At 40.2% G+C, this 22,785-nt stretch carries 21 protein-coding genes; 6 read left to right on the forward strand and 15 right to left on the reverse strand.

The features are described 5' to 3' along the window. Positions 1–5: 5 nt before the first annotated feature. The 5 genes from M9194_RS04330 to M9194_RS04350 form a co-directional block, all read right to left on the reverse strand. Positions 6–851: a hypothetical protein gene (locus M9194_RS04330; protein WP_250611298.1), complete on the reverse strand. Its 846-nt coding sequence runs from the start codon at positions 849–851 to the stop codon at positions 6–8. Continuing rightward, positions 845–1,375, reverse strand: a complete 531-nt coding sequence (locus M9194_RS04335; RefSeq protein WP_250611300.1) for a hypothetical protein — start codon at positions 1,373–1,375, stop codon at positions 845–847. Before M9194_RS04335 ends, M9194_RS04330 begins: the two co-directional genes overlap by 7 nt. Positions 1,376–1,555: 180 nt before the next feature. After that, positions 1,556–2,116 (reverse strand): hypothetical protein, encoded by a 561-nt coding sequence (locus M9194_RS04340; RefSeq protein WP_250611302.1) that lies wholly within the window; start codon positions 2,114–2,116, stop codon positions 1,556–1,558. A gap of 105 nt (positions 2,117–2,221) precedes the next feature. Beyond that, positions 2,222–3,274, reverse strand: a complete 1,053-nt coding sequence (locus M9194_RS04345) for a type II secretion system F family protein (protein ID WP_250611304.1) — start codon at positions 3,272–3,274, stop codon at positions 2,222–2,224. A 485-nt stretch (positions 3,275–3,759) separates the two neighbouring features. After that, positions 3,760–4,410, reverse strand: coding sequence for a LuxR C-terminal-related transcriptional regulator (locus M9194_RS04350; RefSeq protein WP_250611306.1), 651 nt, complete (start codon positions 4,408–4,410; stop codon positions 3,760–3,762). 366 nt (positions 4,411–4,776) lie between these two features. Between M9194_RS04350 and M9194_RS04355 the strand changes: the two genes are divergently transcribed. From M9194_RS04355 to M9194_RS04365, 3 genes are all read left to right on the forward strand, one after another. Then, positions 4,777–5,259 carry a type III secretion protein gene (locus M9194_RS04355; RefSeq protein ID WP_250611308.1) on the forward strand — a complete coding sequence of 161 codons (483 nt, stop codon included), beginning with the start codon at positions 4,777–4,779 and terminating at the stop codon, positions 5,257–5,259. A gap of 19 nt (positions 5,260–5,278) precedes the next feature. After that, a complete protein-coding gene (locus M9194_RS04360; RefSeq protein WP_250611310.1) occupies positions 5,279–6,202 on the forward strand; it encodes a hypothetical protein in 924 nt (307 codons plus the stop codon). A 251-nt stretch (positions 6,203–6,453) separates the two neighbouring features. Next, positions 6,454–9,237 (forward strand): hypothetical protein, encoded by a 2,784-nt coding sequence (locus M9194_RS04365; protein WP_250611312.1) that lies wholly within the window; start codon positions 6,454–6,456, stop codon positions 9,235–9,237. A 190-nt stretch (positions 9,238–9,427) separates the two neighbouring features. Here the strand turns inward: M9194_RS04365 and M9194_RS04370 are convergent, their stop codons facing one another. Both M9194_RS04370 and M9194_RS04375 read right to left on the reverse strand, forming a co-directional pair. Continuing rightward, positions 9,428–10,345 carry a LysR family transcriptional regulator gene (locus M9194_RS04370; protein ID WP_250611314.1) on the reverse strand — a complete coding sequence of 306 codons (918 nt, stop codon included), beginning with the start codon at positions 10,343–10,345 and terminating at the stop codon, positions 9,428–9,430. Between the two features lie 65 nt (positions 10,346–10,410). After that, complete coding sequence (locus M9194_RS04375; protein ID WP_250611316.1) at positions 10,411–11,280, reverse strand: LysR family transcriptional regulator; 870 nt, start codon at positions 11,278–11,280, stop codon at positions 10,411–10,413. Between the two features lie 569 nt (positions 11,281–11,849). Here M9194_RS04375 and M9194_RS04380 point away from each other — a divergent pair. Further along, a complete protein-coding gene (locus M9194_RS04380) occupies positions 11,850–12,542 on the forward strand; it encodes an SPOR domain-containing protein (RefSeq protein ID WP_250611318.1) in 693 nt (230 codons plus the stop codon). 36 nt (positions 12,543–12,578) lie between these two features. On the opposite strand, the gene M9194_RS04385 is transcribed toward M9194_RS04380, so the two are convergent. The 4 genes from M9194_RS04385 to M9194_RS04400 form a co-directional block, all read right to left on the reverse strand. Beyond that, complete coding sequence (locus M9194_RS04385) at positions 12,579–12,770, reverse strand: hypothetical protein (protein ID WP_250611320.1); 192 nt, start codon at positions 12,768–12,770, stop codon at positions 12,579–12,581. Positions 12,771–12,820: 50 nt separating this feature from the next. After that, positions 12,821–13,672 carry an IS3 family transposase gene (locus M9194_RS04390; protein ID WP_250611609.1) on the reverse strand — a complete coding sequence of 284 codons (852 nt, stop codon included), beginning with the start codon at positions 13,670–13,672 and terminating at the stop codon, positions 12,821–12,823. Then, entirely contained in the window at positions 13,669–13,965 is a 297-nt protein-coding gene (locus M9194_RS04395; protein ID WP_250611322.1) for a transposase, read from the reverse strand. The genes M9194_RS04390 and M9194_RS04395 overlap by 4 nt, the downstream gene beginning before the upstream one ends. A gap of 355 nt (positions 13,966–14,320) precedes the next feature. After that, positions 14,321–16,294, reverse strand: coding sequence for an alkyl/aryl-sulfatase (locus M9194_RS04400; RefSeq protein WP_250611324.1), 1,974 nt, complete (start codon positions 16,292–16,294; stop codon positions 14,321–14,323). A 671-nt stretch (positions 16,295–16,965) separates the two neighbouring features. On the opposite strand from M9194_RS04400, the gene M9194_RS04405 reads away from it, so the two are divergent. Then, positions 16,966–18,201, forward strand: coding sequence for an SGNH/GDSL hydrolase family protein (locus M9194_RS04405; protein ID WP_250611326.1), 1,236 nt, complete (start codon positions 16,966–16,968; stop codon positions 18,199–18,201). A gap of 55 nt (positions 18,202–18,256) precedes the next feature. Here the strand turns inward: M9194_RS04405 and M9194_RS04410 are convergent, their stop codons facing one another. The 4 genes from M9194_RS04410 to M9194_RS04425 form a co-directional block, all read right to left on the reverse strand. Next, positions 18,257–19,801, reverse strand: coding sequence for a methyl-accepting chemotaxis protein (locus M9194_RS04410; protein WP_250611328.1), 1,545 nt, complete (start codon positions 19,799–19,801; stop codon positions 18,257–18,259). Positions 19,802–19,912: 111 nt separating this feature from the next. After that, positions 19,913–20,128 carry a helix-turn-helix domain-containing protein gene (locus M9194_RS04415; RefSeq protein ID WP_250611330.1) on the reverse strand — a complete coding sequence of 72 codons (216 nt, stop codon included), beginning with the start codon at positions 20,126–20,128 and terminating at the stop codon, positions 19,913–19,915. Between the two features lie 9 nt (positions 20,129–20,137). After that, positions 20,138–20,686: a DUF2975 domain-containing protein gene (locus M9194_RS04420; protein WP_250611332.1), complete on the reverse strand. Its 549-nt coding sequence runs from the start codon at positions 20,684–20,686 to the stop codon at positions 20,138–20,140. Between the two features lie 165 nt (positions 20,687–20,851). Next, positions 20,852–21,460, reverse strand: coding sequence for a substrate-binding periplasmic protein (locus M9194_RS04425; protein WP_250611334.1), 609 nt, complete (start codon positions 21,458–21,460; stop codon positions 20,852–20,854). Between the two features lie 401 nt (positions 21,461–21,861). Here M9194_RS04425 and M9194_RS04430 point away from each other — a divergent pair, with 401 nt between their 5' ends. After that, positions 21,862–22,602 carry a substrate-binding periplasmic protein gene (locus tag M9194_RS04430; RefSeq protein WP_250611336.1) on the forward strand — a complete coding sequence of 247 codons (741 nt, stop codon included), beginning with the start codon at positions 21,862–21,864 and terminating at the stop codon, positions 22,600–22,602. Positions 22,603–22,785: the final 183 nt, after the last annotated feature.

The following is a 22,785-nucleotide window of genomic DNA, read 5'->3' on the forward strand; positions in this document are numbered from 1 at the left end:
ATAGTCTATTGAGCTTTGCAATCACGAATAGCAATCACTGAAGCATGTGCTAATGCAAGATCTGGTTTTTTTGTTGGGTCAGCTGTATCAGTCATAATGCCTTTACTCGTAACGGCTTGAATATGTGCAATCCAGCCACTACCATCTGAGGTAGCCTTCGCGTAAGCGGATACTCCACTAACAGCGTAACCATCGGTATCATAGACGGCAGGCATCACATAAACAGTAGGTATGTTTCTCGGATAGGTACACTTAGGCTTAGGGATTTCGGCAATGCCTTGGCCGCGGGTTGTCATCGAATAAATACCAATATCAAAGGTGAAACGTTTATCTCCTGATGCAGTAGTGATCCGAGTTGCGATAGCTTGGTAATCTCTAGGACAAGTGAGAAGGTTTTGGGCTTTTTCGCCATATGGAACGAGAGTTTGTAGCTTGTGTGCAACATAATCGGGCACGCAAGTTGCTACCTCAAAATCCGGTTGACTTTGGTGCATACCGGGAACAGATTCTGCTTTATATAGTTTACCCCAAGGGTTAATACCGTCACTTTTTGAAACACCTGGTTGGCCAACGATATATCCATCCTCAATAAGTTTTTTTATGGCTCCAGTGGGGCCGCTATCGTCGGGCCACTTTTCGTCATGATCATGATAATAAGAGACCGCCGCGGCCAATAACCCATTCATTTCCTGCGCGGTACGCTGCGCCAGGTTTTTCTCCTGTATCTGATTAGAAATCATAACGTAGGTGGTTATCAGCAATATGACAATCGCACTGGTCAATGCCATTTCTACCATGGCCCAGCCTGCTTGCGACGAGTGGCGATGATTTAGGCGTGTTTCTACTAACATGTGATGCCTCCGGCTGGTGGGGAGTAAGGCGTAATAAAAACGGTATTATTGGTCGATAAATCCACATTGTTGACGGCATAGGTAGGGTAGAGTACGCGTCGTTGTATCGTGAATTTATCAGAACTGGAATACTGAGCATGGATGCCATGGCGTAAGCGTTGATTTTTTCGGCTGTTAGGATTACCTTTCAGCTGACCACTAAGGGTGACTTGTACAGATTTTGTTGTCGTTCCCTGCCCAGAGTGACTGAAATCATTGTTAAATCTAATGCGGATATTTTGTATATCAATGTCTTTTTGAGCGCTTTGCATTTGGTCAGAATCTGTTTTCACATTGAAAAAATGTTTATTCTGTAATCGAGAAAAATTAACATTGCCATTACTTGTTGTTTTACAATAATAAGCATAACGAGCCGCCGCGTTAAATAGGTCATTCAGTGTGGATTGGTCATAATTAAGAGCAATCTCATTTTTTGCATGGTGGTATTGCTCGGTAATAAATATAATGGCGGCGCTTGTTATCACTACTGAAATGGCTAGTGATAAGGAAAAGGAAATTAGGGAAGAGCCTTTTTGATGGGATCTAATTGATAAATATGTGTTGAGATTTCTTATCATGATATATTACACATAGAACAAATATACGACGGGCATATTGCCCTGCGAGGAAATTTCACCAGAGCAATATGATGTGGTACTGAATATTTACAGGTCTATTTTTATAGAGAAAGAAGTTTTGCCTTTACAGTCTGCGTAGTTTTTCGTTGCCGGTGGAGTATCATTACCGCTCGCTTGCACATTAGAAGTGCCTACTGCTCCAAGTTTGCCCGCAAAACCATTCAACGAACCGCAAAGAGCACTGTCATCGGGCATGCTGCCTCCTATAGTTATTGTTGCAGGAGTAGTAGCAGTACCTTTCTTTGTGGTTATTCCATATGGGCCTCCAAACGGGTCGGTCATATTTGTAGGTAACCCTAAGGCATCTAAACCAACTGCACCATCCACAATAATTGAGGGATCGTTTACATTGGCTGCTTTGGCTGCTGAAAGAATACTGGAGATGTCACTTTGTACCGCTGCGAGGTTCGTATTTTTGCTGCTGACATTATAAGCGGTAAATACAGCTGAAAGAATAATTACGCCTAACACCACGGCCATACCAACTTCCGCAATGGTTAAACCTCGTTCATGTTTACGTTGCTTAACGCTAAAAATACGTCTTTGCCACGATAATGACTTATCAAGTTGAATAATAGAATTCGACATTTTATTTCCTTAATGTGTTTTATGTCTTAAAAAATATATTATTGGGAACTAGAACTTAATAGTTGTCGATATTGTTAACTCCTTAAAAATGCTTTTATAAATCGTCTATGACATTAGTGTGGTTTGTACAAAACCAATAGTGGCGTACATGGATTCGATTGACCAAGCAATATTCATTGCGCCATAAAACAACAAAATTAAGCCCACAAGTTTGCCTGATTTTGCTACAGTTTCTACCACTTCTTTGGTTAATAAAATGGAATAACTGGCACAGTTATCTTCAATTTTATTTACCTTACCCATGGCTTTCATTACCGACATCACTGAGTTATCGAGCAGACCCGTATCGAACGCATAGGCCACATTACTGACACCATCTTCAATATTGCTCATCATTTTATTGCAATGCATGGACACGTATCGCGATGGCGATGCATCGAGGATATTTTGTAGTGCGGCATCCAGTAAGATATTGGATTTAAAATAAAACCCAAGTTGCCCAAGTAAATAGGCACCAGCCGACTTTCTATAAATAGCAAATATAGGCAGCTTATCGAGGCTGGGCCTTAACGCTCCTGTATAATTATGTACCACCAGAGTAATGGCTATGCCGATTAATAGAATGAATAGAGCTAGAAGAATAAACCCAAATCCTGTCATAAATTTTGCGTAGGACAGATAGTTGGCAATATTCGGTGGAAGTGGGGTGGATTTTAATAATGTTAATATGCTTGGAAAGAGCTTTATTTTCATCATTTCAATCACCACTAACGACATCATAATGGCCACGATTGGGTAAATCAGTTTGTTGGCAAAAATGGGCAGTAGACTGGCTTCTTTTGCCGTAGATTCAGCGGCAATTTTTAACGCCGAATAGAGTGAATCAGACGCTTCGCCACTTTTTACTGTGGCTGAAACCTTTTTGCCAAACCAAGGGAGCAATGCATCGGACAAATAAGCACCATCAGAAATCCTCTCGAAGATATCATCAATAACAAAACGCACACCGCCTTTGGGGTACATCTCAGGCAACAGTTCGCTAAATATCGCGTGCATAGAAATGCCGTATTCTAAAAACTCGCTAATGGAGTCGAGTAATTGCCTTTTTTGTTGAGCTCCTAACTCCATTTTCGCTAGGAAGGTTTGTAGACGGCTCATTGGTACCACTTAAAACACTGATTAAGATTGATGGGGAAATCATAGGTTAAGGGTGCTTGACGGGAATGTAGTTTTGTTATGAATTTGTTTCGATTTGTCTATATACGTATCTATTAAAAAGTAGAACAAGATGTTTTTTGAATTGAATTCAAGAGGTGAAAGAATGCCGATTAAATAATGCAGGAAATAGGGAATTGATATTGGGGAAAAAACCCCACAATCCGTTGTGGGATCTCAAATGAGATTGATGAATAAAGTTCGATTGCTGGACTATAAAATAGTGGATGTCGTCTTTCAAAAATGAGTAAAGATACCAATGAAGGTGTGGATGTAGGGCACCTTACTCTTATGAAAGATAACGGAGTACTAGTATGTTGACCTCCTCATTTAGCTCTGAACACGTAGTTAGCCTAACTAATGAATGTTATCGATATATTGATAATTATTAATTTATCACTAAGATATGTTTAATTCTGTTAAATGGGTTAATGTAAACCAATCCTTCTTGCCCAATGCACCAGTTGTGCTGCATTGTGAGCTTCTAGCTTTTTCATTAAGTTAAGTCGATGTGTTTGCACGGTTTTTAGGCTAATTGTTAGAAGGTCAGCTATTTGCTTATTTTTGAAACCTTCGCTAATCAGCTTTAATATTTGAATTTCTCGTGGAGTTAGACCTGAAGGACGCAGGGCTTGCCGAAGTGATGTGGTGGTTACTGCATTTAGTTTAACTGATGGGTCAATAAATCGTTTGTTTTTTAACACTGAATGTAATGCTTCGAGGATAACGCTAGGGCTGCTGGTTTTGAGTATATAGCCTTTGGCACCAGCGCTCATCGCTTCAATAATTTTGTATTCTTCAAATATAGCCGTGTGGCAAAGGAAAATCGTGTTGGGCCAGCGGCTCAAAATAGTTTTTATAACATCGATGCCCCGCATTCCGGGAAGCTGTAAATCGATCAAAATGACGTCTGGCTGATAGGTTCGGTAGCTGGAGCACGCGTCTAAACCACTTTTTACTAGGCCGATGACTTCAATCTGCTGAAATGTAGAAAGTAGGCTTTTTATTCCGTGATAGTTTAGTGGTTGTTCATCCATGACTAGAAGCCTGACTTTTTTGGTTTTATTTACCAATGACATGAGTAGCCTCTTTGTCAAGTTGCTTTGGGGTTAGAGAGTGGAGCGCATAAGTATTATCTTTCTCTCCATACTTTAGAAAGATGAATATTATTCAAACGAGTTAATGTAAATAATGAAACTTTACTTATTGTTTAAATCTTCTTTTATTATGTAATGGTTTATTTAATGATGTTTCTTGTTTCCATGATGGATTATAGATGTCAACGAGTATTCTTTATTTAAGGTATACATATTATAAAGTGACACTTGCTTGCTAACTAATGTAAGTTTACCTAGCGTCTTGACTATTAATTGTTCGTTTTAGTCTTAGGCGAATACATTAGCCCTAGTTTCAAAAATCACAATATTAGTAGGGAGTCATGCAGTATGAAAACTGAAAACAGCGTACCTATAGATTTAGAAACCTTGCAAACGTTAATTCATGAAGTGTTGATTGAGCATAAGACGCTGGCACAATTTAAGCAGATGTCTTCTTTTGAGTTGGATGATACTTATCGGCAAGCGCTCATTTACTACCAAAATCACGACATGCCTGAAGCTTTGAGCCATTTTACCTATCTAGTGATGCATGACCCATGGCAGTTTGAATTTATGTTTGGACTTGCATCCACGCTGCATGCGCTAAACCAGTTTGAGAGCGCACTGGTTTTTTATGGCTACGCGACGTTGATGAACGCCTGTGACGCGGGGGTGACGTTTAGAATTGGCCAATGTTATTTATCACTTGGTAAAACAGAGCCGTCAATAAGCGCCTTGCAAACCAGCATAGAGCAGAGCTATCTGCCTCCAATACAGCTTGACGTTCGAGTACTCGCACAGTCTTTATTAGACGAAATAGTTCAATACTAGTGACGATGGAGGAATGCTTATGTCTTCGCAACTATCTATAAACGCAAGCAAAAGATTAGATTATTTGGATATTGCTCAGCCTAAAGGTACGGAAAAGGAAAGTTCAGCGGACTTTGCCATCTCTCAGGTGCCTCTAGTTAGCCCAAAAGAGGCGACTCAACTTTGGGATGATCCGCTCAAGAAGGCTCAAGATAAACAGACTGAACGAATTAATGAGCTACAAGATAAAGCGAAACAAGCGGGTATCATTCTGGCCAAACGTACGTTTTTTAAAGAAATTTTTAATGTTGGGATTGCGACACTAGGCTTTGGGCTTTCGATTGCAGCCAGTGTTCTTACAGGAGGAGCAGGGCTTCCACTCGCAGCCGCAAGTGGTGTTGCTTTTGTGTTAGCCGTGTCTGATGCAGGTTGCGCCTACATGGATTGGCAGGATAGAAAACACGGAGGAGAAGGGCTTAAAATGGGCAGTGATAGCATCTCAAACGTGGTTTACCAAACATTATCGAAGATGGGGCTAAGGGATAGCCGAGCCCAATGGTGGGCAAAAGCCACATCAGTGATATCACGAGTCGGTCTCACTATCGGCACGCTCTACTCCGGCACTGTACATCCTGCTTCGTTAACTGGTGCGGTTGGGAGTGCACTCGCTACCGCTAAAATGGTCAAACTCGACTTAAGTTCAGCAGGTGACAAAGCGTTTGGTTTCGTGTTGGGCAACACTCAGGAGGCGAAAGAACGAACAGAAAAAAAAGCTGACCAAAGCAAACATAATCTCGACAAGCTAATAGCGAACAAATTGCAAGCAGATAAGATGCGCTTGATAGAAGAAAAACAAAAAACTCAGCAAAGCATGGAGCAATTTACCCGAAATTTTGAAGAATTGATTCGCTCTGGACAAGTGGGAGAAGAGCTTAAACAGCTTGGAGATTGTACACCTTTGTGAAGTTTTCTCTGACTACAGAGAGAATAGTTATGTTCGGGCGTATAACAAACAGATTTAGCCTTATTTTAGATTAAGTATTAGTTAATTTGTATGTAACTTGATATTAATACTTCATTTGGATAGTTTGTGAAAACTACGACTGAAAGTTAAATGTTTTAGTCTGAGGCTATTTATAGAATATTAAAAATAAATTATTCACCAGAAACTTTAGGTAGTGTCCAGAGTTATATAATTTTTTTAAAGAGGTCATTATGTTTCTTGATAACAATCGATTTGTTAAAGGGGTGACTATTAGTATGTTATTCCCTTTAGGAGTAACGTTCTCAGCAGGGAGCTTTGCTCAGACTGTACCATACCCGACTTCATCGACTTTTGTTTTCCCATTTGAAGGTTACAGTGATTGGACACAAAAAGTAGATGATTTTAAAGATCCTAACGCATATGCGTTATTGGATGCAGCTCAAGTTAAATATGCAATACGGGTGTTCGATAATGAGAACGCTAAGGTGAAAGACGGTTGGTCAATCGATTTGGACGAAAGTAAATGGACAGGAAATGGAGTGCCTATATATAACAAAGACACAGGTAATATAGAGTACGAAGCCTCTTCAGATTTTAACTTAAGACATATCTCATATTTATTCGATGTTATGAATAAAGCTAAAAGTGTATTTAATTCTACGTTTGACGTTACTAGTGATAATGATAACGTGCAGTTCAAAACACCAGACAATGTAACAAATAGTGAACTTTCTGATGCCTTTTATTTACTAGGTGTTATGGGTTATATGAATAACTCTGCGTCTATCAATTTTGAACAAGTAAGTAGAACGATTTTAGGGATTACTGGAAGTACTACTTGGGAAATTGAGAGTAAGTTATTCGGAAAAATTAGTGATGTTGTAGCTGCTGCAATGCGCTTGCAGTGGGGGAATGGAGAGGCTGCCGCCTTTAATGCGTTCATGGGTAACGCCGTGTTCTGCGGAAAGTTATTCTTATATGGCCTTTCAGTATACGATAGTGTGGATAAGTTAAAAGGAAACCTCTCTCCTGAAGAGCGAGCTAAAATAGAAGCCACGTTAGCGTCTAAGTCGTTAAATGTATTAATGGGAATCGCTAAGGGCTCCCTTGGTTCTGGAGCTAAATTGTTAAACAAGCTTGGTGTTATTTCTATGGAGACTGAAGAGCTGGATGCAGCAGTAAGTGAATTTAGCTCCATTTTTGGAGGGATAGCGGGAGCAATAGGTGCGATTGCTAGTGCCGTTATTCCTTTGGCTGAAAATCTTGTTCATAATCATCAAGTCGTTAAAGATTCTGGGTTATATTTTCAAAAAGATCTAGACAACTTTAATTACCGCAATGTTTCTTCCTCAAATGGCATTACAGTGGATTACTCTGCCGCTGATAAAGTTGTTTCAAGCATAGACTTGAATAACTATGACTCCTATACCTTAGGTGATTATTATATATGGGGACAGTCGAGGCCTTCGCATATAAGCCCTAGTCAGCCAGACCCGAATCAAGAAATACAAGTGTATAATGCTTATGTGGCAGAGAAGTATTTAGTACCAGCTGATTTTACTGATCAAACTACTCTTTGGAGGAACGGCTATTTAACTATAAATCCTAACGCCAAGTCAGTTGACGCCATGATACTGCCGTTTCATGATAAGACACATTTAATTTTACACATGATTGAAGATGCCACAGCGCCAAGTTCGTCTTGGGATCGAGGTTATGAGGCGATTCATCGTTACACATATAATGTTTCTTCCGATAGTGGAATAAAACATTGGGATTATCATCAGGAACCCTTTGGATCTGGTTTTAGACCAGGCTTCAATATTGTGGATGGTTCAATACCTTATCAGTTCTACCCAACAAATGTTGATATAAAGCCTGCGTCAATGTCTATAGAGAAATCCCCGGTTCTTGTTGTACCGAGTGCAGGTAGTAACCCCGGACAAGGTGTGGAGAGCTTTATACAAACTCAGCTTAACAACATTACATATAAATTACACACAAGTGATCAAACTGGAACACTAAAATACCATACTCAAAGAACTATACTACTAGGAAAGGATGGTGGAAATTTTGAATTGAATAAAGATCAAGCGTCGGATGATGTGCAATGGACATTTATTCTTCCCAGTGAATATACAAGTGTAAGTTATACCGATTCACACTTTACTGTAAAGTATAACACAGGGGTATCGAGTAGTATTAGCCTTAATGGTGTATCAGAGAATAACGTACGGTTTTTATATGAAGCGTCTCCATCGAAAGGTGATGAAGAAAATTACTATGTCGCTAGTGTGGTAGGTGATTCGGAAAATAAACATTTCTCTATAAGTGCAGCCTATTATAACGAAACAATAGACAGCATTAGATCCGATGCGGATTCAATTATGGGCAAGTTTAGTTATAACGGTAACTCTCAAGACAATGCTTTGACATTTACAAGGAATGGAAGTGATGAACATTCATTTAGTGGATATCTAAGTACAAACACTGCTCTTACTATTACATCTGAAACAAATCGATTGAAGCCAAATAAATCAGGCGCGTGCTCTTTACTTGTAACAACACTCCCTGGAAGTAATGATCATTCAAGCTTAAAATATGTTTCATATGATCCTAAGAATGATGTTGGAACTGCAGGTTGTTCCATGGTTATTGCAGATAAAGACTTGTCTCAAGTTGGGACAGACGTTGAGAATACAACAGGCCCTGACTTTAATGTTGTAGTTGACGCCACTCATAAAGAGATTAATGATCTTGAGTATGATTTTACCTTGAAGAATGTTTCATATCTTGCAGTGCTGTCTAATACGGATAATCTTACTGTCAAGTATCCGGCTGGCTTTATAACCAATCCTAGCTCGGAAAAGGAATTTCTTGATGATTCAATTGAAGCGAGTGATCTAAACAGACAAGACGGGTATTTACACATGTTTGTTTTTCCAACAGACACTTATGGTAGAGATTTCAGATACCATCAAGCACACTTTATTCCTGACGGGAGTATAGAATAACGAATACCCCACGGTTAGTTCGGGGCTGACCTATCTAAGGTACGGCCCCCATTACGCCTAACACTCAACGATTTGTCGGTGAAAAATTACCTTAAACGCGCTTCTTATCGACTTGTTGCCCTCATCTAAAGGCCAAAAATTGACAACTTGAATCAGAATAAATTTTTGGCGTAGAGTTCATCTAGTATAGCTACTCACCCAAAGTGGATGATAGCTGACCAGAGATGATAATCAACTGCTGCTTTAACCATAAAAATCCAGGATCTTGTTCCATGGCTTGGTGCCATGTGAGATAGATGGGCAATTGTTCGGTTTTAAATGGAATTGGCGAAAAGCACAAGTGTTTTGATTCTAGATAGGGTTTAGCATGAAGCATTGTGGTGACACAAAGCCAGTTACTATCACGGCAAAGTGTTAGCGATGTTGCCATGGAGCTTGAATCATACACGCAGTGGCGCTCTGGTAGCACCTCTTCGGTTAGTGATTGCAGTACAGAGCGAGTGTAACGCTTGGGTTGCCATAAAATATGTTGTTCAGAGAAAAATTGCTCCACACTGATGCTTTTGCTGTCTTGCAGGCGCGGATGATCTGGGCGATATGTTACAACGAGAGGAAGTCGGCATAGCTCTATTGAACGCAGGCTTGGATCCGGCTCAGGAGCGATAGATAGCATAGCCTCATATTGCCTAAGGCGCAGGTTAACCAACTGCGCCTCTTGTTGGCATGAGTCAAAGCAGACTTTGACTCCGGGTGCGATGACGTTGACATGCTTTACCAATGGCGCAAATAGCAATAGATCGATGTCAGCATGACTGGCCAATCGAAAGGTACGGTTGCTGTTTTGTGGTTCAAACTCTTCGTCTCGGTTGAGTAGGCTAAGCACTTGGGCTAAAGAAGGCTCCATTGAACGGTATAACTCTTCTGCCACTTGAGTTGGCACCATGATGGCTCCTTGGCGCACGAACATATGATCGTTGAAATGCTCTCTTAGTCGATTCAAAGATTGGCTGACTGCCGATGGGGTCATACCTAGTATTTCTGCGGTTTGACTTACTTTTCGGGTATGCATCATTAGGGAAAAGGTACGCAATAAGTTCAAATCAAACATAGTGATCCTATTTTAAGGAATTTCAGTCGTGGCTGAGCCATTTATGATTCAAGATAGCAAACAACCTAACACAACGCACTTTGGTTGATATTACCCACAATGGTTTCCGTTAGATTAGCCGAGACTTTTTTATCTAACCCTACTTTGTTGAGTAGGACTATACGAGCATTAAATAAACCTTGCTCTAATGGTATCGATTCAAAGATTGAATTGAGATAATTGCTTTCTGGTTGGATAAATACCCCTTTGCCATTTCGAGCATTCATTAGCACTCGATCAAAATCCGCGTCGCTTACCATCTGAAGCTGTGATTTCCATTTAATGACTTTATGATATTCGTCTTTAAAGATCCCACCTTTAATGGTAGGTACATACAAGTTGACGTTTCTCTTGTTTAACAGACTGATATCTTTTGCATAGATTTTCATTTTTAGCGCACTGGTGTAAGCGATTTCTGTTTGTTTGGGAAGCGCATATTTTTTGGGTGTATGAATTAAGGCGCAGTCTATTTCGCCGTTGATCAATTTGACTATCTGGCACTCTGAATTGTCGTGGCACACCTCATAGAAGAGGTTTTCTGGAAGGTAGTGGTAGTCTTCAAAATGAATGAACGAAATATTGTAAGGAATGCCTATTTGTATGGCTGTTTCCTCACTGATATATGTTGAGAAAAACTGCTCAATCAAGTAATTACATTCACGATATAAACTATACAGCTCATCCCCGAGTGCGGTGAGTTCGATTATTCCATCGACCACATGATATAGCTTGGTCCCAATCCTACTTTCTAAAGCCGATAAATGATTACTAATGTTAGATTGCACCGTGTTCATTTTTTTAGCGGCCAAGACAATCTTGCGCTCTTCAGCGACGGCGGCGAACGCCAAAAGTTGTTTCGACAATAGTGTTTTTGCAAATGTATTTTTATTGATCATATGTTGTGCTGCTTAATACTGGTTACTAAATTCGGTTGGTTACGACGATACTATGCCTGGTTTTTATTGTGAGGGGAGTAGTACGAGTAGCCGGATGGGTGGTTGAGTGTAGAGTCGACGTTAGAACGGCTCGGATGTTTGATCAACTGAATTGCCCATTAAGTATCACTTAATGGGGTCTACAATAGTTGAATGTCGTGTCGAGTTTGAAAAAGAGCCACGACGTCCGTGGCTATCCAAATACGCTGGATAAAATAACATTGCTATACCTGTTAACGTTCGACCTATTTTATTGATGAGTGACACGCAAAGTTGCGCATTGTACATTCAAAGAACGGTCATGAGTGTGTAACTACATGCTTGCCTCCAGCTTGTTTTTTTATCAGCGTAATGTATTTAATTATTGTTAATAAAACGTGTATTTTTGTGTTTTGAATAATAAGTTTCGTATTGGATTATTAAATATGATAAATGGCGATATTTAAATAAACGACTTCTTGATTGTTACCCTATTTACTATGGCATAATGAGAACAACTAACGTTAGATCTATAGTCTTAGAGTAATTAGATGAAAGCAAGATTAAGTAAACGAAATACAGCATTAATATCAGCATGTTGTTTGCTTGTTTTTTCCGTTGTTTTAATTGGAGTTTCTCTCACTAATATGTCAGCCGGTGCGAAAACTCACTATGAAACCTTGTTGCTTCATTTACATGTTGTATCCAACAAACCCACGGTCAACAGCAAAGTGACGGTGAAAAATACAGAACATTCAAACTTTGCGTTGAAGGGAACTAAGATCACCAGTGTTGCAGCTCATCTTGAAAGTAAAGTTAAACCTACCTTGATTGATTCTTCTACAGAAAAGCTTAAATCGTATTCTTTGGATAGCTATACTGTTCAATTGGCTGCGTTGCCTACACTCGATAAAGTCACTCAATTTATTCAGCGCTATAGTTTGGCCAATAAAGTTTTGGTTTACAGAGGGTGGGCTGATCATCATCTGCGCTATATCGTTACTTATGGAAACTATTCGACGTTTCAACAAGCTAATAGTGCCAGAGCATTAATGGAACAACAGCTAAAACACGTAAAGCCATGGGTTAAGCCGGCTAGCTGGGTAATGAAAGAGCTACAAGGTAAGCCTAAATCAAGCGATGCAGCCACATCTAAAGTGGAGCCGTTGCCGAGTGTACCTAAGTCAAAAGATATGCCTGTAGCGCAGGTTCACTACCATTCAGGCAGTTATATTGAGAACTAAAGGCATATCAATACTGAGCAAGTTATATCATTCTTATCAAGCAAACTTTGAGAATGCGATAGGCTTTTTCACTCCATAATTGAGTAGATGGCTGTTGTCTTGCTGGTCATGTGGCTGGTAAAAATAGAACGCATCGCCTCCATCTGGAAGCTGTTTATGCATCATTTGTATCCCGATGCCATTCATGAGAATGCTAGACTCCATTAGCACTTTACGAGCGTCTTCCACATTGTCACATTTAAAAAAGGTGTAACGATCAACTAAAATTGGATACTGTTTTAGGCACTTTTGAGTAATTCCATCTCGTATTGTGCAGGAGAGATGTTTCCCAATTTGTAATGTCGCCGTTTTTGGTTATAAAACGGTTCAATATAGTCAATGATATCGGAAATAGCTTGCTGCCGACTTTCGTATCGGCGGTAGTGCACTCGTTCCGATTTCAAGCTTCTAAAAAATCGTTCGGTTACCGCATTATCTAAGCAGTTTCCTGCTCGACTCATGCTTGCTTCAATACCAAATGCTTTCAGTGAACGTTGGTAAGATTCACTGGTGTATTGACTACCTTGGTCGGAATGAAAAGTAACTCCACTAAGAGTTTTCCGTTTTTGTACCGCCAAGCGTAGCGCTCGAGTCGTTAATTCACTATTGGGCTTATCAGAGAACGCCCAACTAATAACACGGCGTGAGCATAAATCCATAATAACAGCGAGATATAACCAACCTTGTTGCGTTCGGATATAGGTAATGTCACCGGTCCAATATTGATTAAGTTGGTCTGGATTAAACTGACGGTTAAGTTTATTCGGTGCGATAACCGACGCCATACCTCCTGATGGGTAGCGATGCTGTTTTGGACGCTTGGCGACTAAGTTAAGCTGCTTCATCCAACGGCGAACCTTATCAATACCAATAGTAAATCCCATGTCCAGTAATTCAGAGAGCATTCTACGCTTACCATAAGTGGCATGCATATCATGATGAATTTGCTTCATAGCCGCTCTTAGCCGTACACTTTCCACATCGATAATTTTGGGCTTTAAGCGATAGTAAAACGAGCTAGCAGCGAGCTTTAAGCAACGGCAAATCTGCTGTACTGGGTAGCCTCTCTTCTTTAGATTTACCGCAACTATTTGTTTTTGTTCATTTCCATAGCGAAGAAGGCCGAAGCTTTTTTTAACAGTTCATTGTCACTTTGCAGCTGTTTGACTTGTTTTTCCAGCGCTTGAATACGTTGCTGCTCTGCAGTAAGTGCACTGGCTTTTGGTGTGACACCCGATTGCTCTTGCTTATATTGAGTTACCCACCGTTGAATAGAGGACAAGCCGACCCCCATAGCAGCAGCGGCATCCTTGTGTTTATAACCATGAGTGAGTACTAATTCAGCACACTCTCGTTTAAACTCAGTAGTAATATTTTTTGGCATAGCTAACCTCATTTAGTTGTATGAAATCATACCTCTAAACAGGTCTCCAATTTAAGTCTACCCTTACACTGAAGTTGGTTGTGGGATATTTGTTGATGTAGAAGAGATTCTAGATGAAGATATACTTTCCATAATTGAAGTCCTTAGATTTTCTAAAATATTGAATGGAACAATTGAAGTGCTAATAAATCAATTCAATTTTCATAAAACTTTGTATTTTTAATATTTAACGGAAGTGTAATTCTGTATTTAGAATGTAATGAAGAGGGTGGCCTGTGGATGATAGACCACCTAAACAAATAAAATGAGGGTTAATGTCTTAAATATGACTAAATATACGATACGTTATGAACGTCTAAGGTGTAACAATACCAAACCAACGGTCATTATGCATGGTATCGAACACTCCCATAAATTTATCAAACTTCTGGATATTTGATACTTTAACATTGCCTTGCTGTATCTCCTGCTTGAGAGTTGTCTTCTTAGCCATCATATTCTTATACGCTTGTTCACTTAGTGTGACAGTAATATCTGGGTGTGAATAGTGCTTGTTCACATACGATTTAAGTACAGAATTAGACAAATGTAGGGCATAGTCTTTATCTCCTGATACTTTGATGTTCACCCGTGTATCCATGCCCATTGCTTTAGTTGGTTTGACCGTTACTGCCAAATACGATAGGAAGTCTTTCATAGGAAGGTTTGCGGTCATTTCTGTTGTGTCAGGAGTCGGGCCTGGCTTGATGCCTTCACGTAGCTCTTTTGCGCCAGTAAGATATTCATTTCGCCATAGAGCAGACTCAGCCTGATAACCTAATTGCTCCATTGCATCAGCCTCAAGGTAGCGACTCTGCATGTTATGTGGATCGGAAAAGGTGACATTGTTAAGTAGGGTAACTACCCAACGATATTGGCCTTTGTTATAGGCTTTTTTAGCAATCTCTATGGCTTTTTTCTCACCGCCTACCGCTTTCACATAATGTGCGCCTAAGGCAGTTGGAGTCAGCGGATTTAAATTAGCAGGGTTTCCATCCCACCAAGCCCCAAAGTAGTAGTCATAGGTGGCTCTTGCGTTATGAGAAATAGTGCCGTAGTAACCCCTGTTATACCATTGATTGGCAATAGAGGCTGGAACATGCAATTTCGCCGGGATTTCATTTAGCGTGTAGCCTTCATCAGCAAGATGTAGAGTTTGGTCATTGACATATTTGTACATATCTCGAGTGTTTGCCAATCTCTTATCAATGTTTTTCTGTCCCCACGTTGGCCATTGATGAGAAGAGAACATGACTTGTGCTTTGTCACCAAACATTTGTAGCGCTTGATCCAAATAGTGCGCCCAAAGATTAGCATCACGAGTTTGAGCGCCGCGCAATGTCGAAATATTATGGTAGGTATGAGTTGCCACTTCTGCGGCCAATAGTGCGTGTTGTTTAGGGAAATACGCCATAAATTCGACTGGTGCTTCCGATTTATTAGCCATTTCCGCTACAAATTTAACACCATCTACGGTATAGGTTTTTCCCGTGGTATCGACTTCAATGGTTGGTTTTACAATGCCTGGTTTACCAGTAGAGGTCGTTTTACCTATTCCTGCGTCGACTAGCCCCTTGGCGTTGATAGGCAACAGGTTACCATATGCGTAAGATGCCCGGCGACTCATGGCATTGCCAGCTTCGACATTTTCTGAAATAGCGTGTTCAAAGAAACCTTTTGGAGCAACAATAGGGACCTTGCCGCTGGCTACTTGTTTTGGTGTGATCACTCCCCAAATACCGCCAAAATGATCCACGTGGGAGTGAGTGAATATTACTGCCGATACTGGTAAGTCCGCCACTTTCTCTCGAAGCAGCTTTAGACCTGCTGCGGAGCACTCTGGCGAGATTAGTGGGTCAACCACTATCCAACCATGTTTCCCTCTAATGAAGGACATCACACTTAAGTCGAATCCACGGATTTGATAGATGCCTTTGGTAACCTTGAACAAGCCTGCTTTATTGTTTAATTGAGCATTACGCAATAGAGATGGGTTGATAGTATTGATATCGTTGTGGTGATTTAGGAAGTTGAATGAATCGAATCGCCAAACGACATGACCATGACTGTCCGTGATGGTTTTGTACGGCCAACTAGCAATAAAGCCTCGGCTAGCATCGGTAAAATCCTGTCGATTTTTGAAGTCGAGCTGTTTTAACACTTGCTCTTGTTTGTGGATTGTGAATGGTGTCGCTGGCTTTGGCGCAGAAGTAAACGTGGACGCTGAGCAAGATAAAGAAGCCATACTAATTAGGCTTAGTGGCAAAATATAATAGCATTTTTTATTCATGGAAATTACCTAGTAATGTAAGTTGGATAGGTTATATAGAGATGACTGAAGTATTATTGCCTCCAAAGTTGTTGTTTGATTTAAGTTCTCACATGCTATTCAATAAGAATGGCGCTATGCATTATTATTTATTGATATGTCTTTAGGGGAATTATCTTGATGCGTAAGTGGGTTTTCAACTGAATGGTATATTTAGCGTGAGTTAATGACTTAGTAGATAATCGAATGTGATATAGATAGTTTTTCTGTTTCTAATTGATCAAATGCCCAATGAGTGGAATAAACATCAAAAAAACCAAGAGTCGTCATTGCAGAATATTATGTCATTAAAATATATGTTAGATAATTTTGAAGCTTATCACGGAGAATAAGATACGAATTTATAGTAAATGATACAATTATCCATATGAATAATTTATCTATCTAGAACCCTTTAAATAACTGATGATTAATTATAATTTTAGCTCTTTAATATCAATGGTATACATTGCTTTCTTTGTGTAAGTTAGAACTTCCTCTCACTCTGTTTGAAAATAAGTGCATGTGGTTGAAATAATGATAGTAATGAGAAGGCATATCACTATCAATTTTAGTGTTATGACAAATTATAGAATCCAATAACAACAATGGTGTTCTATATGCCTGCATTACTCATACGGAGGTTGTATGTCATGAAATTACTATCATTAATAATGGTCGGCTTATCTCTTTCAACCAGTGCTTTTGCCTCACAAACTATTTATCCCAATAATCCAGATATTATGCGGCTTGGCCGTGTTGGGGTATCAGATAGTGGTTATAAAGTGATGAATTGGTCGGGAAGTACGATAGCTCTCAATATCAAAGGAAGCGGATTTGATATCAAGCTGTCACCGACAACGGGAACGTCAAAATATACCGACATGTGGTATGAAGTGTATGTTAACGATACACTCTCTAAGGTGGTGCAGTTAAACACAGGGAGTTATGCGAGCGCGTTTAAAGTAAGCAGCCAGACTGGTTATGTCACGATAAATTTAGGTGCAGATAAAAATATAGACACGTCGGCAATTAACCAAGTGAAGATCGTGCAGCTAAACGATGCAGCGATTGCGCCACCGCCAGTGAGGCTAGAGTATATCTTGCTAAAAGACGGTACGACGTTACAGCCAGCCAGTAAGTTTAACTATAAGCTCGTCTATTATGGCGATTCGATCACCTCTGGACTACAGGATTCAAACAATGATGGTGGTGATCCCGCTAACGATCATTACGCGAATATATCCATATCTTACGCGTTTCAAACTACTCAAAAATTAATTGCCAGTTTGAAGAACTATGCCGTGTCAATTGATCCGCAATATATTTCTCTCTCTGGTATTGCCTTATCTAATAGCCCTTATTGGGGAGGGGCGACAATGTTTAACTATTACAATCAGCTGGCTTATGGCGCTTCTAACACACTTGACTCAGAAAATGCCAATACGGTAGTGATAAACTTGGGGACTAATGATATTGCAGGTGGAGCGACGAAAGCAGGGTACCTAAACAGTTTGAGAACGTTTGTCCACTTAGTCCGAACATTGAACCCGGATGCTAAGATTGTCTTGGCGTTATGGGGAATGGCCGACCCGATAGTTCAGCACAAAGATATCTACATGGCTCAGCAAGATCTCGTCAGGGAAATCACTGGTGATAGCAGCTACACTTGCTCGGTGCCCGCGACTTATGACGGCAATGGGAATGTCGTTAATTCTGGAGTCAATCCGCTCGATTACCGTCAAAATATTACCTGTTTTTATGAAGGAGAAGATTACTGGCCTTATACTGGAAATGCGCCGGGTCACCCTACCAAAACGTTTGCTGGTGAGCATGCCGCTAGGCTTTCATATTACCTCACCAAGTTATATTTAAACTCGACGAATTAGTGACCAACCATTGGCTAGGTTACGTGTATAGCCTAGCCTTCACTTGGTTCTTCGTTTATTTGATTTGAAAGGACAACGTGAGCGAAGCAAGTGAGTGGGATTGTTCATCGATCAGATTGGCTTTGGATTCCACTTCTTTTGCTTGATGTAGGTTACTGTCGGAAACATTACGTATATTGACAATATTTCTACTGATTTCCTGAGAAACCATACTTTGCTGTTCGGCTGCTGTTGAGATTTGGGTTGTCAAATCTGAGATATCAGTAATGGCATCGTACACTTTAGTAACCAACTCTTGCGTTTCCTCCGTTTCCTTAACACAGACCTCAGCCGCCTCTTTACCCGAGACCATGGTTTTTGACCAATCAGTTAGTGTTGACTGAATGTCGGAGATTGATGTGTAGATTTGCTTTGTTGCTGTACTAGTGCGACTGGATAGCGCTCGTACTTCATCCGCGACCACAGAGAAGCCCCGACCATGTTCCCCAGCTCTCGCGGCTTCAATTGCAGCATTGAGCGCTAGCAAATTGGTCTGCTCAGAAATACCTTGAATTTCTTGCATAATATTGCCAATTTTTTCTGCTTCTTTGGATAGTTCGATGGCCGAAGAAGCGGACTCTTCGACTTCTTTTGCTAGGGCACTCACCTCTCTCATTGTGTGGCTCATAGCGGTTTTCGCTGAGGTACAGTAACCGTGTGCATAGTCCACCTTTTGACTAGAGGTTATAGTATTTTGTGCCACTTCGTTGATTGTTTGTGTCATTTCCTCTGCTGCTGTGGATATCTGAAGGAGTTCCCCCGCTTGCTGTTCTGCACTTTCTTTTAAACAGTTTACCGACGTTTTCAACGAAGACGAGCCACGCTCAAGAACTTGGCTAGAGTCGAGAATACGTCCGATAATGGTGCGATTCTTGCCTTGCAATAGTTTGAAATGAAAGTCGCAGATACTGTTCGGATAATCAGATGAGAATATGTGTCTAGAGACACTATCGTAGTCTTGTTGCAGCATGCCGGTGTAGTTTCCCATGCCAAATATTTCACTCCAAAACCATAATAGTGGCAGCAGTAGGAGTCCAATAGAGAATAAATATGATAGTGAGGATAAGTAGACAAATGGCAGGCTGCATAGGATGAATAATGGGCACTTGTACTTTACAAATGTTGCAATTGCCATCGGTTGAATAGGTTTACCTTGATTAATACGTTTATACAGTTTGCTAGCGCGAGTTTTATGATTACCATTGAGCTTACGTCTTACTGATTGGTAGCCCGTTATTTGTCCATTTGTATAGATAGGGGTTACAAAGGCATCAACCCAATAATATCGTCCATCTTTACAGCGGTTTTTGACCGCACCTCTCCAAGGTTGCTCTTTCTTTAAATGATCCCATAGGTCAGCAAACGCGGCTTTTGGCATATCAGGGTGGCGAACTATATTGTGATTCTTGCCTACCAATTCAGATCTAGTAAAACCTGATACTCTTATAAATGTATCGTTGGCATAGGTGATTACTCCTCTCAGATCCGTGGTTGAAACCAGCTCTTCGGAGTCTTCAAAAGTGACTTCTTGATCAACGATGTTTTTGTTGTTCCGTCCCATTGTAATCACCTGCCACTATCAATGTTGCTTTGGTTTATATCTCACATATTAGATGAACAAATTACTCGCCCAAACACTTAAGTAAACTAAATGATATTAACTTGATTTAAATCAATCATCAGTATTGGGACGAAATTCGAGTAGATCCGCTGGCTGACATTCAAGTACTTCACACAGTTTGTCTAGTGTTGATAAGCGTATGGCTTTGGCCTTACCATTTTTCAGTACCGATAAGTTGGCTTCTGTTATTCCAATGGCTTGTGCTAACGCCTTTGAACGCATCTTTCGCTTGGCAAGCATGACATCCAGGTTTATTTCAATAGTCATCTCAGCTCCTTATATGGTATGACGATTTTCATCGGCAATCATGTAGCCTTCTTTCATTACCCATGAAATGATCATAACCATTAGGCCAAACAATAAAGTGAGCAGATCTGCACCACCAAAACTGATGCTGAGCAACCGCTGCCCCGGGGGATTGTTAAAAGACAAAATCAATATGATAACTGTTTTGTAAACAACCGAGCCAATAACCCAATAAAATACGCTGTAGCCTAATTTCTGGTAAAACTTCGCATTTTCTAGCGAGAAGATATCACCTTGTTCGTAATGACGAAAAAGTTTCACAAGTGTCCATAGTGCGTAAATCAAAATACTACTTAGCGCCAAGCTCGCAATGATAGCAAGTAAGCGTGTGGAGAGTGAAAGTGGCACTTGGGTAAAATTGTTGATATCAAAACTTAGTTGGATGATTCCAAAGTTTGTTAGGTAATCTGCAGGCGTGTTAACGGTCAACCAAAAATAGCAAACCATAATAGGTAGCAACAACATAAAGCATTGCAAGATAAGACGTACGCGACGGCTTTGTTTTTGGATGTTGGGCATAAATAGTTCCTCTGATTAAGTGATGGGCAGAGATTAATCGCATTTATTGCCTTTTGCAATAAAAAATTATCGAAATACGATAATTAATTTCTGTTTATCGTAAGAGAACAACCTGTGGCAGTACAGAGCAGTTACGCTAATGGCAACATAACTTGCTTGGAAGGATCACTTTTGTGAAGGAGGTGGAAGGCTGTATTTATTGAAGATTTTGTCTACTTCTCCATCAGCTCTCATTACTTCAATTTGTTCCTTAAATTGAGGCCAGTACTTAGCCATTGGTGATTTGATCGGGATGCTGATGTAGCGTCCGTTGTAGAATACGTCTACATAATTGGCTTGGCGCAGATCTGTTTCGGCGCGAAATTTTTCCTCGTGGTGATTTGAGGAGGTGATGGCAACGTCTATCCGGTTGCTTTTTAGCATTTTTATAATTTGATCTGTGTTGTTGAAATAGAGCTTATTAATATGTTGTGCGTTAGCGAAATTTTCAGAATAAAAACTTCCCCTAATTGCGCCGACTTTTAGCCCATCGAGATCACTAAGTTCATTAATTTCAGTGTCAAGTTGGGGTGACATCATGTAGTACACGTTGCGTGTTTGATAGCCATAGACAACCGCGTTTAGAAAGGCTTCACGTTCGTGGTTCATCGAGTGTCTTGGGATGATATCAACGCCACCATATTCGGCCACTTTTATGGTTCTGGCCCATGGTACTGTTATCCAGGACACGTCAAGACCAATGCGACTGGATGCAATATCAATAATTTCAGCCACAGGGCCTCCACAGCCTTTATGAGTGGGTATGATCTCTGGCGCTCTGTCTCTGCAATGGGCGACGAAAGTTTCAGCATTACTTAAATTTGAAAATAATACCGTCAATATCAATACCCATGTCTTTCTATATCTTCCCAATCTAAATGCTCATTCAGTCCACACCGTCTTTCTATTATAGAAGACTCACCGCTACCAAGAGATTTAATGCAACTGTCATGGTGTCAGCCTGAATATGGATAGGTGACTCAATTATGACCTTCATTGCTTATCGAACATCAGATTTTTCCATTAATAGAAATATCAGCATCGCTCAACTATTCTTTGAATTACGAATAAAACAATGGTTTTGGTTTTTTATACCAAAACCATTCATTGGCAAGTATATGGAAAGGGAATGTGTAATGAGACTTTTGCTTCTTAGTTTAGTATTTATTGTTAATATCGCTAACGCAGAAACCTTCGTCGCGCACTGTCGAGACAGAGCGCCAGAATTGGTACCCACCGCTGATGGCGGATGTGAAGGACCAATCGCAGAGATCATTGAAGTAGCGGTAGGCAAGCTCGGCCACAATGTCGATTGGAAAACAGCCCCTTGGGCCAGAACCATAAAAGTGGCAGAAACAGGTGGCGTTGATATTGTGCCTCGTCATTCAATGAATGAAGAGCGTAAAGCATTTTTGCATCCTACCCTTTACGGTTATCAAACTCGAAACGTTTACTATGTTATTTCTCCCAAATCTACCGTTGAAATCAAAAGCATGGACGACTTATCAGGGTTAAAAATTGGGGCTTTGCGCGGCAGCTATTATTCAAAGAATTTTAATGAAAATAATGCGTTGACCAAAAAGCTATATAAAGATACCGATCAAATTGTACAAGTATTAGGGGCGGGTAGGGTCGATGTAGCTATTACGTCTTCATCACATGGTATTGATCAGCTAATGGCGATTCCGGGTGTACGGAAAGCGGAATATATCGATACTTTTTATAATGGGCGATTTATTAGTATTCCTAAACAGTCTTCAATGGCCAAATATCACCCTGAATTCATTAAAGTTGTTAACGACATGAGAACGAATGGAGAGATAGACTCGATATTCGAAAAATACAACTTGAAACCTCTGGTGCAAAGCCAAAATTAACTTATAAATTAACCTCATGGCTCCTTAGGGATGTTATAAGGAGCCAATAAATACTATACCAATAATTATGAATATGGTTGAAAGAAATCATATTCGTATCACCCAATAAGAATAAATATTAATACTCAAGCTTAGGAACATCTTTAACTAAAGGTCATTTAATTTTCATATCTAGTAGAATTT

This window comes from Vibrio sinus, from assembly GCF_023634645.1.
In the GTDB taxonomy this organism is placed as follows: Bacteria; Pseudomonadota; Gammaproteobacteria; order Enterobacterales; family Vibrionaceae; genus Vibrio; species Vibrio sinus.

Excerpts from the sequence above, each read along its gene's own strand:
- M9194_RS04355 (WP_250611308.1), top strand. The coding sequence starts at position 4,777 with ATGAAAACTGAAAACAGCGTACCTATAGATTTAGAAACCTTGCAAACG.
- M9194_RS04375 (WP_250611316.1), bottom strand. The coding sequence starts at position 11,280 with ATGATCAATAAAAATACATTTGCAAAAACACTATTGTCGAAACAACTT.
- M9194_RS04370 (WP_250611314.1), bottom strand. The coding sequence starts at position 10,345 with ATGTTTGATTTGAACTTATTGCGTACCTTTTCCCTAATGATGCATACC.
- M9194_RS04380 (WP_250611318.1), top strand. The coding sequence starts at position 11,850 with ATGAAAGCAAGATTAAGTAAACGAAATACAGCATTAATATCAGCATGT.
- M9194_RS04415 (WP_250611330.1), bottom strand. The coding sequence starts at position 20,128 with ATGACTATTGAAATAAACCTGGATGTCATGCTTGCCAAGCGAAAGATG.
- M9194_RS04405 (WP_250611326.1), top strand. The coding sequence starts at position 16,966 with ATGAAATTACTATCATTAATAATGGTCGGCTTATCTCTTTCAACCAGT.
- M9194_RS04365 (WP_250611312.1), top strand. The coding sequence starts at position 6,454 with ATGTTTCTTGATAACAATCGATTTGTTAAAGGGGTGACTATTAGTATG.
- M9194_RS04430 (WP_250611336.1), top strand. The coding sequence starts at position 21,862 with ATGAGACTTTTGCTTCTTAGTTTAGTATTTATTGTTAATATCGCTAAC.
- M9194_RS04350 (WP_250611306.1), bottom strand. The coding sequence starts at position 4,410 with ATGTCATTGGTAAATAAAACCAAAAAAGTCAGGCTTCTAGTCATGGAT.
- M9194_RS04395 (WP_250611322.1), bottom strand. The coding sequence starts at position 13,965 with ATGCCAAAAAATATTACTACTGAGTTTAAACGAGAGTGTGCTGAATTA.
- M9194_RS04330 (WP_250611298.1), bottom strand. The coding sequence starts at position 851 with ATGTTAGTAGAAACACGCCTAAATCATCGCCACTCGTCGCAAGCAGGC.
- M9194_RS04340 (WP_250611302.1), bottom strand. The coding sequence starts at position 2,116 with ATGTCGAATTCTATTATTCAACTTGATAAGTCATTATCGTGGCAAAGA.
- M9194_RS04410 (WP_250611328.1), bottom strand. The coding sequence starts at position 19,801 with ATGGGACGGAACAACAAAAACATCGTTGATCAAGAAGTCACTTTTGAA.
- M9194_RS04420 (WP_250611332.1), bottom strand. The coding sequence starts at position 20,686 with ATGCCCAACATCCAAAAACAAAGCCGTCGCGTACGTCTTATCTTGCAA.
- M9194_RS04360 (WP_250611310.1), top strand. The coding sequence starts at position 5,279 with ATGTCTTCGCAACTATCTATAAACGCAAGCAAAAGATTAGATTATTTG.
- M9194_RS04400 (WP_250611324.1), bottom strand. The coding sequence starts at position 16,294 with ATGAATAAAAAATGCTATTATATTTTGCCACTAAGCCTAATTAGTATG.
- M9194_RS04345 (WP_250611304.1), bottom strand. The coding sequence starts at position 3,274 with ATGAGCCGTCTACAAACCTTCCTAGCGAAAATGGAGTTAGGAGCTCAA.